9 protein-coding genes are annotated in these 15901 nt (G+C 69.0%); 2 read left to right on the forward strand and 7 right to left on the reverse strand.

Going from position 1 to position 15901, the window contains the following annotated elements; all coding sequences use genetic code 11:
* The first annotated feature begins 68 nt into the window (after nt 1-68).
* On the forward strand, nt 69-2558 hold the full coding sequence (locus VFH59_RS06180; protein WP_325164015.1) for a glucose/quinate/shikimate family membrane-bound PQQ-dependent dehydrogenase: 2490 nt from the start codon (nt 69-71) through the stop codon (nt 2556-2558).
* A gap of 89 nt (nt 2559-2647) precedes the next feature.
* Here the strand turns inward: VFH59_RS06180 and VFH59_RS06185 are convergent, their stop codons facing one another.
* Entirely contained in the window at nt 2648-4075 is a 1428-nt protein-coding gene (locus VFH59_RS06185) for a sugar porter family MFS transporter (RefSeq protein WP_325164016.1), read from the reverse strand.
* A gap of 154 nt (nt 4076-4229) precedes the next feature.
* Here VFH59_RS06185 and VFH59_RS06190 point away from each other — a divergent pair, with 154 nt between their 5' ends.
* A complete protein-coding gene (locus VFH59_RS06190; protein WP_325164017.1) occupies nt 4230-5261 on the forward strand; it encodes a LacI family DNA-binding transcriptional regulator in 1032 nt (343 codons plus the stop codon).
* 48 nt (nt 5262-5309) lie between these two features.
* Here VFH59_RS06190 and VFH59_RS06195 read toward each other — a convergent pair whose 3' ends face one another.
* From VFH59_RS06195 to VFH59_RS06220, 6 genes are all read right to left on the reverse strand, one after another.
* Entirely contained in the window at nt 5310-6245 is a 936-nt protein-coding gene (locus tag VFH59_RS06195) for an alpha/beta hydrolase (RefSeq protein WP_325164018.1), read from the reverse strand.
* 61 nt (nt 6246-6306) lie between these two features.
* Nucleotides 6307-7989, reverse strand: a complete 1683-nt coding sequence (locus tag VFH59_RS06200) for an alpha-amylase family glycosyl hydrolase (protein ID WP_325164019.1) — start codon at nt 7987-7989, stop codon at nt 6307-6309.
* Nucleotides 7990-8022: 33 nt separating this feature from the next.
* Nucleotides 8023-9507 carry an MFS transporter gene (locus VFH59_RS06205; RefSeq protein ID WP_325164020.1) on the reverse strand — a complete coding sequence of 495 codons (1485 nt, stop codon included), beginning with the start codon at nt 9505-9507 and terminating at the stop codon, nt 8023-8025.
* Between the two features lie 97 nt (nt 9508-9604).
* Nucleotides 9605-11776, reverse strand: coding sequence for a Six-hairpin glycosidase-like protein (locus VFH59_RS06210; protein ID WP_325164021.1), 2172 nt, complete (start codon nt 11774-11776; stop codon nt 9605-9607).
* A 16-nt stretch (nt 11777-11792) separates the two neighbouring features.
* Nucleotides 11793-13802, reverse strand: a complete 2010-nt coding sequence (locus VFH59_RS06215) for a glycoside hydrolase family 13 protein (RefSeq protein ID WP_325164022.1) — start codon at nt 13800-13802, stop codon at nt 11793-11795.
* A 141-nt stretch (nt 13803-13943) separates the two neighbouring features.
* Nucleotides 13944-15901, reverse strand: a 1958-nt coding sequence (locus tag VFH59_RS06220) for a TIM-barrel domain-containing protein (protein ID WP_325164023.1), incomplete at its 5' end; no start/stop codon positions are given.

Below are 15901 nucleotides of genomic sequence, written 5' to 3' on the forward strand. Positions count from 1 at the left end.
GGTCTATCCGGGACCGGTGCTATATCCGGGACTCCCTCGCGGCGCTTGCCGCGCTCCCGGAGAAACCCTTGGCCCGCCTGTCGCGTTCCGGTCCGGTGCTGTTCGTCACCGGCATCCTCTTCATCTTCCTGGGCATCGCGCTCGCCGCCGGAGGCATCTGGCTGCTCGCGCTCGGCGGCAGCTGGTACTACCTGCTGGCCGGGGTGAGCGTGGCGGCCACCGGCGTACTGCTGGCGCTCGGGCGCACGCTGGCGTTGTGGCTGTATGCGCTGGTGCTGCTCGGCAGCACGGTGTGGGCGGTGGTCGAGGTGCGGCTGGACTGGTGGCAACTGCTGCCGCGGCTGGACCTGTGGTTCGCCCTGGCGCTGTGGCTCTGGTTGCCGTTCGTCAACCGGCGGCTGGGAACCGTCGATGCCGCGCACCGCGCCGTGCCGGACGGGTCGCTGCGCGGTGGGCGCTGGGCGATCGGCGTCACCGTGGTGCTCGCGCTGGCAGTGGGGCTCGCATCGCTGTTCCACTCGCCGCACGATCACCCGGGCGAGCTCGCCACCGCCCGGATGAAGGCCACCGGCGTGGCGCCGGCGCCGTTTGCCAAGCCAGGGGACTGGATCGCCTACGGCCATTCCGGCTACGGCGATCGCTACTCGCCGGCCACGCGGATCACGCCGGCGAACGTCGACCGGCTGAAGGTGGCATGGACCTTCCATACCGGCGATTTCCCCGGCCCGGGCGATCCGAAGGAGATCGCCAACGAGGTCACGCCACTCAAGGCCAACGGCATGCTGTACCTGTGCACGCCGCACGACATCGTCATCGCGCTGGATCCGGATACCGGCCGCGAGCTCTGGCGCTTCGATCCGAAGATCAACCGCGACGCGAAGAACTACCAGCACATGATCTGCCGCGGCGTGGCCTACTACGACTCCGGCGCCTATGCCGCGCAGGCCGTGGCGATGGGGCTGCCGGCCGACCGCGGACTGGCCGCCGCGGCGTCCGCGCCCACGCCGGCCGGCGCGGTGGCCCCCACGGCGATCAAGGTCGACACCTGCCCGCGGCGCATCTTCGCGCCCACCGCCGATGCCACCATCGTGGCGATCAACGCCGACAACGGCCAGCCGTGCCGGGACTTCGGCCGCAACGGCGTGATCCATCTGTACAACGACCAGCCGGTCAGGAAGCCGGGCTTCCTCAACCCGACCTCGCCGCCGACGGTCACGCGTCACGTGCTGATCGCCAGCGCCAGTGTCACCGACAACGCCTCGACCAACGAGCCGTCCGGCGTGGTCCGGGGCTACGACATCGACACCGGCCGGCTGTTGTGGAACTTCGACCCGTCCGAGCCAGGCCGGACCCGGCCCCTGCCGCCGGGGCAGACCTACATCCGCAACTCACCCAATGCCTGGAGCGTGTTCAGCGTCGACGAGAAGCTTGGCCTGGTCTATCTGCCGATGGGCAACCAGACGCCCGACATCTGGGGTGGACGGCGCGACCCCAACGCGGAGCGGTACAGCAGTGCGATCGTGGCGCTGGATATCGCCTCGGGCCAGGTGCGCTGGGTCTACCAGACCGTGCATCACGACCTGTGGGACATGGACGTCGGCGGCCAGCCGACCCTGGTCGACCTGGACACGCCGCAGGGGAAGGTGCCGGCGCTGGTGGCCTCGACCAAGCGCGGCGACATCTACGTGCTGGACCGGCGCGATGGCCACCTGCTGGTGCCCGCGCCCGAACGGCCGGTGCCGCAGGGTGCGGCCAAGGGCGACCACGTCTCGCCGACCCAGCCGTTCTCCGCGCTCACCTTCATGCCCGAGCGTCGGCTGCGCGAGGCCGACATGTGGGGCACCACGCCCTACGATCAGCTGATCTGCCGCATCACCTTCCGCAGGTACCGCTACGAGGGCATCTTCACGCCCCCCTCGGTGCGCGGATCGCTGATCTACCCGGGCAACTACGGCATCTTCGACTGGGGCGGCATCGCGGTCGACCCGGTCCGCCAGGTGGCCATCCTCAACCCGAGCTACATGGCGTTCGTGTCCAGGCTCTACCCGCGCGGGGAAGCGAAGGGGACGAAAAGCGGCGGCAGCGAACAGGGCCTGCAGCCGATGCGGGGCACGCCGTTCGCCGTCGACCTGCACCCGCTGCTGTCGCCGCTGGGCGTGCCCTGCCAGGCACCGCCGTGGGGCTATCTGGCCGCGGTGGACCTGACCACCATGAAGACGGTCTGGATGCACAAGAACGGCACCATCCAGGACCAGGCCCCGCTGGGGATCCCCCTGCCGCTGGGCGTGCCGAGCCTCGGCGGACCGATGGTCACGGCCGGCGGGGTGGCGTTCCTCAGCAGTACGCTCGATTCCTACCTGCGCGCCTACGACGTGCGCACCGGAAGGAAACTCTGGCAGGCGCGCCTGCCGGCGGGCGGCCAGGCGACGCCGATGACCTACGTCTCCGAACGCACCGGCCGGCAGTACGTGGTGGTGATGGCCGGTGGGCACCGGTCGCTGGGGACCAAGATCGGCGATTCGCTGATCGCCTACGCGTTGCCGAAACAACAACCGTAGGCACCTTTGCCGGAACCACTGCAGGAGGCACACCTGTGCGCGACCCCGGGGCATGGCGGTCGCGCACAGGTGCGCTCCTGCAAGAAAGCTCAGCCGGGCATGTCCTCCAGCTCCATGCCCTTGGTCTCGCGCACCGCGAACACCACGAACAGCAGCGAGATCAGCGCGAACGCGGCGTACAGGCCGTAGGCGAAGCTCAGCCCGACCTCGGCCAGCGCCGGGAAGGTCGAGGTGATCAGGAAGTTGGCCAGCCACTGGGCGGCGGCGGCCACGGCCAGCGCCACGGCGCGGATGCGGTTGGGGAACATTTCGCCCAGCAGCACCCACACCATCGGCCCCCAGCTCAGCCCGAAGAACACCACGTAGGCATTGGCGGCCACCAGCGCGACCATGTTCCAGGGCGCCGGCAGGCTCAGGTCGGCACCGCTGCCGATCGACTGCGAGAAACACCACGCCATCAGCGCCAGGGTGACCGCCATGCCCGCCGACCCGACGGTCAGCAGCGGCTTGCGCCCGAGCTTGTCGACCAGCGCGATGGCGACCAGCGTCACCAGCACGTTGACGATGGAGGTGATCACCGTGATCGAGAACGCATCGGCCTCGCTGAAGCCGACCGAATGCCACAGCGCCGAGGAGTAGTAGAAGATCACGTTGATGCCGACGAACTGCTGGAACACCGACAGCAGGATGCCGACCCACACCACCGGCAACAGCCCCAGGCTCGGCCCCCGCAGATCGCGCAGCCGTGGCCGGTATTCCATCTTCAGGCTGCGCTCGATGTCGCCCAGCTTGTAGTCCAGCGCGGTCTCGCTGCGCATCGCCAGCACCTGGCGCAGCACCTCGCGCGCTTCGGCCATGCGCCCGCGGGCGACCAGGTGGCGGGGTGATTCGGGTACGCCCAGCACCAGCGCGCCGTAGACCAGTGCCGGGATCGTCGCGGCCAGGAACATCCAGCGCCAGGCGGCCAGCCCGAACCACAACGGCGCGGAAGCACCGCCGGCGGTGCTGGCCAGCCACGCATCGGAAAGCAGCGCGGCGAAGATGCCGAGCACGATCGCCAGCTGCTGCAGCGAGCCGAGCCGCCCGCGCACGTGCGCCGGCGAGACTTCGGCGATGTAGGTCGGCGCGATCACCGAGGCCATGCCCACGCCGATGCCGCCGACCACGCGCCACAGGATCAGGTCCCACATGCCGGTCACCAGCCCCGAGCCGACCGCGCTCGCCGCCAGCAGCAGGGCGGCGACCTGCATGGTGCGCACGCGGCCCAGCCGGTCGGCCAGCGTGCCGGCGTACCAGGCGCCGGCGGCCGAGCCGAGCAGGGCGCAGGACACGGCCAGGCCGATGCGCGCCGCGTCTAGCTGAAAGCCGCCACGGATCGCCTCCACGGCACCGTTGATGACCGCGGTGTCGAATCCGAAAAGAAAGCCGCCGAGCGCCGCCGCGGCGGCAATCAGCACGATGCGGGCCGTGGCCCGTTGCTCCAGCGCCAGGTCGACTGGCGTCTCCCGCGTACTCATCCGTTCTTTCCCCCATGCCCCAGGACGACAGTAGTGCGAGTCTGGCCGTTGCCGCGGTTGCCGTCCGCCTGAATACGTATGCATGGGCACCGGCACAGCGCGACCGGCCGATGGTAATGTTGTCGGCGGCGGCAGTACCAGAGGTTTCCAGGCAGTGAGCAAGGCCAAAGCGACGTCGATCGACATCGCCCACCTGGCGGGGGTTTCCCAGGCAACGGTTTCGCGCGCGTTGCGCGGCAGCCCGCTGGTCAGCGAGGAAACCCGCGAGCGCATCCGCGCCGCCGCGGAGCAGTTGCGCTACAAGGTCGACAAGAACGCCTCCAACCTGCGGCTGCAGCATTCGGGCACGCTGGCGCTGCTGCTGTTCGAGGATCCCACCACCGACGGCTCGAACATCAACCCGTTCTTCCTCTCGATGCTGGGCTCGATCACCCGTGCCTGCGCACAGCAGGGCTACGACCTGCTGGTCTCGTTCCAGCAATTCTCGACCGACTGGCACGCCGACTACGCCGACAGCAAGAAGGCCGACGGCATCATCCTGCTCGGCTACGGCGACTACCTGGCCTATCGCGCGCGGCTGGAAAAACTGGTGGCGATCGGCACGCGCTTCGTGCGCTGGGGAGCGGTGCAGCCGGACCAGCCGGGCGTATCGGTCGGCTGCGACAACTTCAGCGGCGGCCAGGCGGTGGCGCGGCATTTCGTCGAACAGGGCTGCCGGCGGATCGCCTTCCTGGGCGACGCCTCCAGCCACTATCCGGAGTTCTTCGAGCGCTACCGCGGCTACGCCGACGCCCTGCAGCAGGCCGGGCTTGAGGTGGACCAGGCCTTGCAGATCGACGCTGAAAGCACCCAGCCGTGCGGCCACGACGCGATGTCCAGGCTGCTCGCCAGCGGCGCTCCGTTCGATGCCGTATTCGCCGCCAGCGACCTGATCGCCATCGGCGCCATGCGTGCGCTCGCCGAACAGGGCTACAAGGTGCCGACGGACGTGCCGGTGGCCGGTTTCGACGACATTCCCATGGCGCGCTTCGCCACCCCCCCGCTCACCACCGTGCTGCAGGATACGCGCAGCGCCGGCGAGGTACTGGTCGACAACCTGCTCAGGATGATCCGCGGCGAGCCGGCACAGAGCCAGATGTTGCCGGTGAAGCTGATGGTGCGGCAGTCGAGCGTGCGGCCCCGGTAGGAACGGACGTGGCCGCCACCGGGCGATCCGGTCGCGCCCAGGGGGCGCCTACGGGGACGGTGCGCGGGAGGGAAAGGCCCAGCGCAGGAATACCGGCAGCATCTTCGCCCACGAGGCCTGCTGGTGGTGCCCGCCTGGCAGCAGGAAGACGGTGACGTCCGGATCCGTGCCCGTGGTCGAGTAGCCGAGCTGGCGCAGGCCGCGCCGCCGCACGCCGTTGCCCCGGTACCCCTCAACCAGATCCTGCAGGTCGTCGACCACATCGATCACGCCGTCGCGGTCGCGGTCGTTCGTTTCCTCGGCGGTGCCCGCGGCGAACCAGAACTTCAGCCCCGCGCGCTTCGGACCGCGGTCGACCATGGCCTGCGCCAGCCGGCTGCGCTGCACCGCGGTCGCGCCGCTGCGGTCGCCCGCCAGCCAGAACGACGGCGACATTGCGCCGACCTTGCCGAACACCCGCGGGTACTGCCAGCCCAGGTTGAACGCGTTCAGCGCCCCCAGCGACCAGCCCATCACCGTGCGCTGGCGGGCATCGGCGCGCGTGCGGTAGTGGGCATCCACGTAGGGCACCAGGGCGGTGGCCAGCCAGGACGAGTAGTCGGCTGCCTTGATGCCGATGGCACCGATCCGCGATCCGCCGACCACGCTCCGGCCGCGCGCGCGATCGGAAAGTCCGTAGCCGCTGGCGCGGTCCTTCAGCATGTCGACCGCGACGACGATGAGCGGCTCGATGGCGTGCTCGCCGTACAGCTTCGAGAGCGTCGCCTGCAGCCCCACCGCCTGCATGTCCTGGCCGTCGTTGGCATACAGCACGGGATAGCGGGCGTTCGACCGCGCGTAGCCCGGCGGGAGATAGACCGTGACGTGGAGGCGCTCGGGGGCGAAGGCCGGCGCGTCCAGTTCGAGTTTCCGCACCTGCGCAGGTGATGCGCAGGGGAGCAACAACAGCGCGGCGAAGCCCTGCCGCGCCAGGAAGCGGCGCATGCGGCTCCGGGGCCGTCGCCCCAGACGGACGCGGCCGGCGAACGCCGACACCTCCAGGTGATCACTCATCCGGATGGCGCTTGTCGTGCATCAGCCGGGTCAGTTCGGCCACCAGATCGCCGCGGGTGACCGGTGCGTCGAGCAAGTACACGGACACGTCGTGCGGTCCCACGCTGGCCTCGAGTGCGCCGCCCTGCGCCACGTCCACCGCCTGGCCACCCAGCGCCGCCTGCCAGCGGCCCGGCTGAAGATACTTCGCCACCTGGAAGCGCGCGGCCTTGTCGCCCTTGTTGAGCAGCACCAGCGCGATCTGGTGCACGCCGTCCTTCTGGTAGACCCGGTAGAAGGCGGCCTGGTCGCCGGCCATGTGCTCGACCAGCATCAATCCGCGCTGCAGCGCCGGCGTGCGCGCCCGCAGGTTGGCGATGCGCTTGAGCTGGCGGTAGATCGGGCTCCTGCCCGCCACGTCGATGCGTGCCTGGCCGTAGTAGTTGCGGTTGCCCTGGTGCTCGGCACGCCCGCGCTCGAAGCCGGTTTCCGAGCCGTAGTAGAGGGCCGGGATGCCGCGGGCGGTGAACAGCCAGTTGTCGGCGTCGATGAAACCATGGTCGTCGGCATCCATGCGCGCCATGTCGTGGTTGTCGTAGAAGGTGACCAGCTCGTAGGGGTTGGCGTAGGGGCCGTTGGCGAGGTAGAGCTTCGACTCAAGCAGGCCGTAGTCGCTGCCCGGGTGCTCGAACACGGCCTTGATCACCTGCTGCTGCGGGAAGTCGAGCACGCTGATGCCGCCGTTCTTCGCCCAGGTGTACTTGCCGATGTCGTCGGGGCTGTAGTCGAACGCTTCGCCGTACATGAAGAAGCCCGGATGCCTGGCCCGGATGCGCGCGGAGAACTGGCGCCAGAACGTGGTCGACATGTGGTTGATGGTGTCGATGCGGAAGGCGTCGGCGCCCTGGCCGATCCACTTGAGGTAGGCGCCGGTGAAATAGTCCAGCACCGCCGGGTTGGCATCGTCGTTGTTGGACAGCTGCGCCAGGTCTTCGTACGCGTGGTAGAAGCGGTGCAGCGGGTTGTCGCGCGGGTCGAGCTGCCAGGGTGGCAGGTTCTGTTCGTCGGCGACCAGCTTGCCGTGTTCGTCGAAGATCTGGCCGAACTGCGGCTGGCGCACCGGCATGGTGAACGCGGGCGAGCCGTGGTTGAGCACGATGTCCTGCACCACCTTCAGACCCGCCTTGTGCATGCCGGCGGTGAACTGGGCGAAGTCCAGATCCTTGCTCGGCAGGTGTTCGTCGACCCTGTAGAAATCGATCCCCCAGTAGCCGTGGAAGCCGGTCTTGCCGCGGTCGGAGAACTTCGAGCCCCAGTACACCGGATCGCCGCCGGTGAAGGCCTGGTCAGGGTTGTCCACGATCGGGGTGATCCATACCGCACCGAAACCCAGGGCGCGGATGTAGCCGGCGTTGTCCAGCACGCCCTTGAAGTCGCCGCCCAGGTAGCCGATGTTCGCGCTCCCGCCCCTGGGCGCGCCCGGCACCGGAATGTCGAAGGTGGGGTGCGCGCCGCCCTGGTCGCGGTGGTCGTTGGACGGGTCGCCGTCGACGAAGCGGTCGGTCATCACGAAGTAGATGGCGTCGGCGGCGAACGGCGCATCGGTGCCGTAGAACGCGCGCGGCGCGGTGCCCGCATGGGCGGTGCCCAGGCCGAGGGCCAGTGCCAGGGAGGTCGTGGCGAACTTGAGTCTCATGCTGCGTCCTTGAGGTGTTGCGTGGCGCGCGCCTTATGCGGCTTGCACCGCGGGCGCCATGTCCGGTTCGTGCACGCGCAGGGTGCACAGGCCGGCGACCAGCAGGCTTGCGCCACCCAGCGCCAGCGCCCAGATCGGCTGGCCGTGAAAGAAGGTCCTGAGCAGGAGGCCCAGCACGCTGGCGGCCAGCAGCTGCGGGATCACGATGAAGAAATTGAAGATGCCCATGTACACGCCCATCTTGGCCGCGGGCAGGTTGTCCGACAGCAGCGCGTAGGGCAGGGACAGGATCGAGGCCCAGGCGAAGCCCACGCCGACCATCGAGACGACCAGCCAGCGCGGGTCGTGCAAGACCACGAAGGAGAGCAGGCCGGCGCCGCCCAGGAACAGGTTCACCAGGTGGCTGATGCGCAGCCCCCAGCGGCGCACCATCCACGGGATCAGCACTGCTGCCGGCACCGCCACGCCGTTGTAGACCGCGAACAGCACCCCGGCCCAGTTGGCGCCTTCGTTGTAGGCCGCGCTGGCGGTGTCGGTGCTGCCGAAGAAGCTCTGCGCCACCCCCTGGGTGGTGTAGATCCACATCGCGAACAGTGCGAACCAGGAGAAGAACTGCACCCAGGCCAGCCGGCGCATCGGCGCGGGCATGCCGTACAGGTCGCTCATCACCTGCTGGGCCATGCCATGGCCACGCGCGAACGCCAGCCAGACGAACAGCAGGCCGGACACGACCAGGCCGCCACCGAGCAGGTACAGCTCCTTCTCCAGCCCGAAGTGACCGATTGCCACCAGCAGGGCCGCGCCCAGCGCCAACAGCACCGCGCCAGGCCGCCAGGCATGCGCGTTATCCACCGGCAGCTCGGCCGGAGCCTCGTCGGCCTGTTCGCGCAGCTGCCGTGGCGGGTACTCCGGACTGGTGACGATGGTCCACAGCACGGCGCCGAGCAGCACCACGCCACCGGCATAGAAGGCGTACCTCACCGTGTCCGGCACGCCGCCTGCGGCTGCCACGTTGGCGACGCCGAGTTTCGCCAGCAGCCAGGGCAGGGCGGAGGCGACCACCGCGCCGATACCGATGAAGAAGCTTTGCATGGCATACCCCAGCGGCCGCTGGCGCGGCGGCAGCTGGTCACCGACGAAGGCGCGGAACGGCTCCATCGAGACGTTGATCGAGGCGTCCATGATCCACAGCAGGCCGGCGGCGACCCACAGCGTGGGGGCGTTGGGCATCCACAACAGGGCCAGCGTGGTCAGTACCGCGCCGGCCAGGAAGTACGGCCGGCGCCGGCCCAGCCGGTTCCAGGTGCGGTCGGACAGGTGGCCGATGATCGGTTGCACGATCAGGCCGGTCAGCGGTGCGGCCACCCACAGGATCGGGATGTCGGCCACGTCCGCGCCCAGGCTCTGGAAGATGCGGCTGACGTTGGCGTTCTGCAGGGCGAAGCCGAACTGGATCCCCAGGAAGCCGAAACACATGTTCCAGATCTGCCAGAAGGACAGGGTGGGTTTGTTGCTCATCCAGGGGTTCCGTCAGCGAAGGTCTTCGAGGAGCGCACTTGTGCGCGACCGCCATGGAGCGGGTCGCGCCCAGGTGCGCTCCTGCAAGGGGCAGGGTTCAAAGCGGCGCTATCAGCAGGTCGCCGACGTCAGCCTGGTTGAGCGATCCTGCATCGCCCCCCGCGCCACCGGTGTAGTGGGCGTTGTGACGCAGGTAGCTCATGTTGAAGCCGTCGTCCAGGCGGAAGCGGCAGCGCTGGCCGGCCTTCGCCGTGAAATCGCCCCAGGTGGATGGCTGGCGCCCCACGCTGTGCGGCATCACCAGCGGCAGCCGCTGCGGCGTGTCCTCGCCGCAGTCGACGACCAGCCACTTCACCGCGGCGGTGATGCCGGTGTTGATCGGCCCGTGCGGATTGGCGTAGTCGAGCATGGCCCGATAGCGGCCGGTGGCGGGCGCCGTCCAGCCGCGCGGCCAGGCGCCGGCGACGTGGTCCATCCTGCCAGGGCACACCTCGGGGCTGGGCAGCGACTCGACGCCATCGGCGCCGAGGTGGGTCACGCGGATGCACTGGAGCTTTCCGGTGCGGGGCAGCGTCGCGCTGGTGTCGAGGGTCCCGTGACGGCGGCCATTGACGTACAGCACGCCCTTGCCCGGACTGCGCACGCGCCACTGGTCGCCGTCCGCCTCGACGTCAGGCGCGGGCGGCGTGGCTGGTGCATACAGGGGGGCGTCGCTGCGCAGCGCGTGCTCCGGCACCGTGATGGCCTTGAGTGTGATGACCGTCTGGTCACCCTGCTGCTCGGTGGCATCCGCGACCAGCAGGTTGCCGTCGAGCCTGGCGGGGCGGCGCAGGGTGATGCGGCGGTCCTGCGTCTGCAGGTCGATGTGGTCGCTGTCGCCGAACAGCATCGGGACTAGCGAGACCGGCAGCTTGGGCTCGACGCGGCCGTCGCCGGCCAGCCCGAAGACGCCCTCGATCGCCACGTCGAGGAACCCGGCCACCGACCACAGCTGGCGCGGCGAATTGACCACCGGGCCGCTCCGCGGTCCGTCGTCGAGGTGGACACCCTGGGTGAGCAGCTCGTAGTTCTCCATGTTGGAGCCGGCGAGTGCCGCGCCGCGGACGACCGAGCGGATCTCGTGCGCGATGCGCGCCGGGTCGTCGACCGCCCGCGCCGCGCGCAGCGCGTAGGCGCTGACGAACGGCCAGATCGCGCGATTGTGGTAGATCGGCTGGTCGGCGCGCTCGGGCCAGACGACCGGGCTGCCGGCGGGCCAGGTGGGATAGTTGGCCAGTGCCTGGCGCGCGCGCGCCGGGTCGGCCACGCCGCTGGTGATCGCCAGCGACGTGCCGAGCAGGTCGTAGGCCTCCACCGGCAGCCCGTCGCCGCCGATGTAGCTCATGTAGAGGCCACGGTCGGCACGCCAGAAGTGACGGTTGATGGCCGCCTTCAGCGCTTCGGCCTGGGTGCGGTAGCCGGCCGCCCGCGGGTCGCGGTGCCGGTCCGCCAGCTCGGCGGCCATGCGCAAGGCCTGATAGTGCAGGACATTGGTCGACAGCGCGAAGGACTGCGCGATGAAGCGCACGTTGTCGGCCGTCCAGGCAGGGTAGGTCTGCTCGCGCCAGTCCAGGAACGAGGTTTCGCCGCGATAGAGCCCGAAGGCCGGGTCGAAGGCGTATTGCCGGTCCTGTGCCAGCGTGTCGGCCAGCGCCCGTCCCGCCTGGTCGGCGAAGCCGGCATCGTCCAGCAGGTGCCGCGCGCCGAGGAACCACACGATGCGATCGGTGCTGATCGGCCAGCTGCCGCCCGAGCCGGTGTCCTGCATCACGTACAGGCCCTGCGGCGCGGCGGGCACCCGCACGTCGGAGAGCTTGAACGCCAGTCCGTTGCGCGAGCGGCGGGCATCGAAGCGCCAGAGCCCCAGGTCGATCGCGTAGGAGAGATCGCGTGTCCAGACATAGGGCCACTTCTCGCCGGTCTCGAAGCACAGGCAGGGAATCGGTTGGCCGTGGTCGAATGCGCCATCCCGGATGGCTTCCACCGAGTCCTGCCTCAAGTCGTCCTGAGCCATGGCATAGAGGCCATCGAACAGCGGGCTGGCGGTGGCGACCCGGAGCGGGGGCGCGGGGATCACCCGCTTGCCCGTCGGCCATTCGAGCAGATAGCCATCTCCGCCATTGCGTTGCATCGAGACGTGCACGCCATGCCAGTCCAGGCCGTCGTGCCAGGCGGCTTCGGGGAGGTCGGGACCGGCGGCCATCGAGGCCATCAGCAACAGGCTCAGCATGTGCGCTTGGACTCCCTCATTGCGCCAGGATGGCGCCGTAGTGGCCGTTCACGTCGAGCGTGACCTGGCCGTTCTGCACCGTATACGACGTGCCGGAGATCTGGTCGACCAGGTGGCTGCCGTCGGCGACGCTGAGTTGCCAGACGGGCATGGTGACCGAATGCGTGACCGGATCGTTGTTGAGCACCACCGCGATGCGGTTGCCGGCATCGAAGCGGCCGTAGGCGTACAGCTTCGAGTTGTCGTCGGTGAGCAGCGTCATGAACGAGCCGGTGCGCAGGGCCGGGTAGGCGTTGCGGATGGCGATCAGCTTGTGGGTGAGCGCCACCGCGCTGTTGGTCGCGCTGCCCACGGTCCAGTCGAACGTGCGCCGGTTGTCGGGATCGGCGCCGCCCTGCATGCCGTATTCGTCGCCGTAGTAGATGGTCGGCGTGCCGACATAGGTCATCTGGAAGATCAACGCGAGGTAGGTCTTCCAGATGTCGCCGCCGGCGCGCGTGCCGAAGCGGGTGGTGTCGTGGCTGCCCAACGCGTTGCTCATGGTCTGCTGCACGTTGGTCGGGTAGTTGGCGCGGGTGCCGCGCAGCCAGCTGTCGAACTGGCTCACGGGAATGGCGGCGGCGCCGTTGCCGTAGTCGCGACCGGTGATCCATTCGGAGACCGGCTGCATGAAGCCGTCGTAGTTCATGGCACCGTCCCATTCGGTGCCGTTGTCGGTCCACGGCCCGGCGTTGCCCCAGAACTCGCCCAGGATATCGGCGTCGGGGTTGACCGATTTCACCGCGGCGCGCAGCTCGGCCATGATCTGGTGGTTGGTCGCGTCGGAGCCGTCGCCACCGTTGGCGTCCAGGTACTGGGCGGCGTCCAGGCGCCAGCCGTCGATCGCATAGGGCGCCTTCAGGTAGGTCTGCACTACCGAGGTGCCGCTGCCGTAGATCGCATTGCGCACCGCCGAACCGCTGCTCCCGTAATCGAGCTTGGGCATGCTGGCGATGCCGAAGAAGCCGGAATAGCTGCCGGGCCACGACTGGAAGGTGTACCAGCCGTAGTAGCTGCTCGACTGCGACTCGTAGGCGCCGGTCACGCTCGACCAGTGATAGCGGTCGAACCAGGCCTCGGTGTCGCCGGTGTGGTTGAACACGCCGTCGAGCAGCACATAGCCCCGGGGCCCGTTGCCGCTGCTGTGCACGTCGGCGATCAGCGCCTGCAGCGTGTTGTTGCTGCCGAAGGCCGGGTCGACCTTCATGTAGTCCTCGGTGTCGTACTTGTGGTTGGTCGGCGAGAGGAAGATCGGGTTGAGGTAGAGGATGTCCGCGCCGAGGGTGTTCTTGATGTAGCCGAGTTTCTGGTCGACGCCGGCCAGGTCGCCGCCGAAGAACACCGCGCTGTTGCAGCCGCTGGCACGGGACGCCACGCCGGTCCCCCAGGCGTGCTTCTCGGTGGCGCAGCCGGCGTAGCTGTACTGGCCGTCGGTCACGTCGTTGGCCGTGTTGCCGTTGTAGAAGCGGTCGGGGAAGACCTGGTAGATCACGCCGTTCTTCATCCACGCAGGGGTGGTGAAGCCCGGCACGATGAAGAAGTCGCCCGAGCTCGGTTCGGCCGAGCTGGTGCCCGCGGCGTTGAGCCAGGCGGTGGCGCTGCCGTCGTTGACCTGGAAGCGGTAGTACTTCTCCGAGGCGCTGGCCGGCACGGTGCCCTTCCAGTAATCGAAGGTGCCGGTGGGATCGTTGGCCGCCCAGTTCATCGCGATCCAGTGGAACTGGCCGTCGGCGCTGTCGTAGTACTTGATGTTGGCGCTGGTGATGTCGCCCTTGAAGGTGCGCAGCGTCAACGTGACCGACTGGCTGGCCGTGGGCTCGACGTGGTTGTCGAACAGCGGCCCCTGGTCATGGAACAGGCCGCTCCACTCGACGTTGCCGTCGTTGCTGGCCGCCAGCAGGGCGCTCGAGGGCAGGGCGTAGAGCAGCAGGGCCGCGAGGACCGCGATGGCTTTGCAGCGGCGGACCGTTCGTTGGTTGTTGCGCATGCCACGTACCTCCCGGTGGTGAACATGAAGCGTCGAACCTTCCGTCCGGGCAGGCGGGAATCCGTGCCCGGCTTGTGCCGGGACCGGGCGGACCCCGCTTGCGCGGAACGGACGCCGGCGGTCGGCGGCCGATGCTACGGCCTACTCTTTCACGTCCAGCGTGATGGTTTGGCCCTTGCCGGCCACCACCCGGACCCAGGTCACCGGACCGAAGCGGTCCTCGCCCACGGCCCAGCCGTCGTCGGCCGAGGCGCGCAGGGCGGCGACGCTGGCGAAGCCCTCCAGCGCACGGCCGTCGCTGTCGACCGCCTGCGCCGGCTTGCCGTGGAACTTCAGCAGCCAGGACTTGAGCGCGGGCTCGAAGCTGCCCTGCGGCGGAGCGAGGGCGAAGTCCACGCTGCCCCGCTGTCCCTGCAGCCGCATCGACTGCAGGAAATACCTGCCCTGCTCGTAGCCGTAGGTCCTGCCGTCGTCGTCGTAGTAGTCGAACTGGCTGGCCTGCGCGGCGGGGAACAGTTCCACCTCCAGTTCGGTGAGCGGGTGCTGGCCGACGTAGTCCATCGGCGGGGCGACCGGGATGATGGCGCCCTCCCGGATGTACAGCGGGATGTCGCTCCAGTGCTGGGCGTCGGTCTTGTGTTCGATGGTCTGGCCGCCGGCGTAGTGCTTGCCGCTGAACCAGTCGATCCACTCGCCCGCCGGCAGGTAGACCGGCTTGACCGTCTGGCCCTGCTCGACCACCGGCGCCACCAGCAGGCTGTCGCCGAACAGCCAGGCATCGACCTCGTTGCGCACGTTGGCGTCGTTCGGCCAGTCGAACAGCAGCGGGCGGACCAGGCCGATGCCGGACGCACGGCGCTTGTGTTCGTAGCTGTAGATGTAGGGAACCAGCGACTGGCGCAGGCGGATCGCGGCGGTGGCGGCCTTCTCGGCGACCGGCCCGTACACCCACGGCTGGCGGTGCTGGCCCAGTTCGCCGTGCACGCGGAACACCGGCGTGAATGCACCGAACTGGATCCAGCGCGCGTAGTTTTCCGGCGTCGGCGTGCCGCCCTTGAAGCCGCCGCCGTCCATGCCCCACTGCATGGCGCCCACGTTGATCGCGCTGAGCATGCGCTGGCGCTGGCCGGCCATGCTGGCGAAGCCGGTGCGGATGTCGCCCGACCACAGGCCGTAGGCATAGCGCTGCGCGCCGAGGTAGAAGTTGCGGTTGAGCGACCACACGCGCAGGTCGGAAATGGCGCGCTGGCCGTCGTAGAGCGCGCGCTGCATGTCCATGTGCTGCAGGTCGACGGCGACGTCGTCGGCCTCGTCGTTCCACCAGCCCACGATGCCGGTCTGGAACGAGTGCTTCAGCGCCGCGTTGAAGAACCAGGCACGCGCGGCCGGGTCGGCGAAGTCGAGTTCGCGCACCGTCTTGCCGGAAAAATAGTCCGGCGCCGGATCGCTCTGGGCGAGCCAGTAGCCGTGCTCGGTGGCTTCGCGCCCCTCGACCGTGTCGACGTGGATGCGCGGCTTCATGATGCCGGTCAGGTGGACGCCCTGCGCGTCGAGCAGCTCCTTGAGTTTTCCGCTGTCGCCGTCGGGAAACTTGTCCTGGTTCCAGCGGAACTCGCCGTAGTTGTCCTGGCCCCACGCCTTCCAGTCGAAGTCGAGCGTGAAGTTGTCCAGCGGAATGTGCCGCGCGCGGTAGCCCTCGACGATGTCCAGCAGTTCCTTCTGGTCGATGCCCCACTGGCTGTTGGTGAAGCCCATCGCCCACTTGGGGAACAAGGGGCTGCGGCCACTCACTTTCGCCAGCGCGCCGAAGATGGCGTGCGGGTCGCCCAGGAACACGTAGTAATCGACGCCGCCGTCGAACATGTGCGCGTCGATGCGCGTGTCGCCCAGCGCGATCTGGCCGCCCACGCCATCGATCAGCACGCCGTAGCCGGCGGTGCTCCACACGAACGGTGCACCGGCATGGCCTTGTTCGCCCGCGGTCACCGTGCGGTAGCCATCGCGCAGCAGACCGGCGGTGGCAGGCTCCGTCGCGTCGAAGCCGCCGATGCCGTACATCGGCTCGCCCTTGGCGTGGATCAGGCTCAGGCGGCCGTGGG

The sequence above is a fragment of the Frateuria sp. genome (assembly GCF_035695185.1).
In the GTDB taxonomy this organism is placed as follows: domain Bacteria; phylum Pseudomonadota; class Gammaproteobacteria; order Xanthomonadales; family Rhodanobacteraceae; genus Frateuria_A.

What these genes read in the sequence shown, in the direction of transcription:
- VFH59_RS06195 (WP_325164018.1), bottom strand. Translation starts at nt 6,245, where the DNA reads ATGCGCCGCTTCCTGGCGCGGCAGGGCTTCGCCGCGCTGTTGTTGCTC.
- VFH59_RS06200 (WP_325164019.1), bottom strand. Translation starts at nt 7,989, where the DNA reads ATGAGACTCAAGTTCGCCACGACCTCCCTGGCACTGGCCCTCGGCCTG.
- VFH59_RS06210 (WP_325164021.1), bottom strand. Translation starts at nt 11,776, where the DNA reads ATGCTGAGCCTGTTGCTGATGGCCTCGATGGCCGCCGGTCCCGACCTC.
- VFH59_RS06215 (WP_325164022.1), bottom strand. Translation starts at nt 13,802, where the DNA reads ATGCGCAACAACCAACGAACGGTCCGCCGCTGCAAAGCCATCGCGGTC.
- VFH59_RS06185 (WP_325164016.1), bottom strand. Translation starts at nt 4,075, where the DNA reads ATGAGTACGCGGGAGACGCCAGTCGACCTGGCGCTGGAGCAACGGGCC.
- VFH59_RS06205 (WP_325164020.1), bottom strand. Translation starts at nt 9,507, where the DNA reads ATGAGCAACAAACCCACCCTGTCCTTCTGGCAGATCTGGAACATGTGT.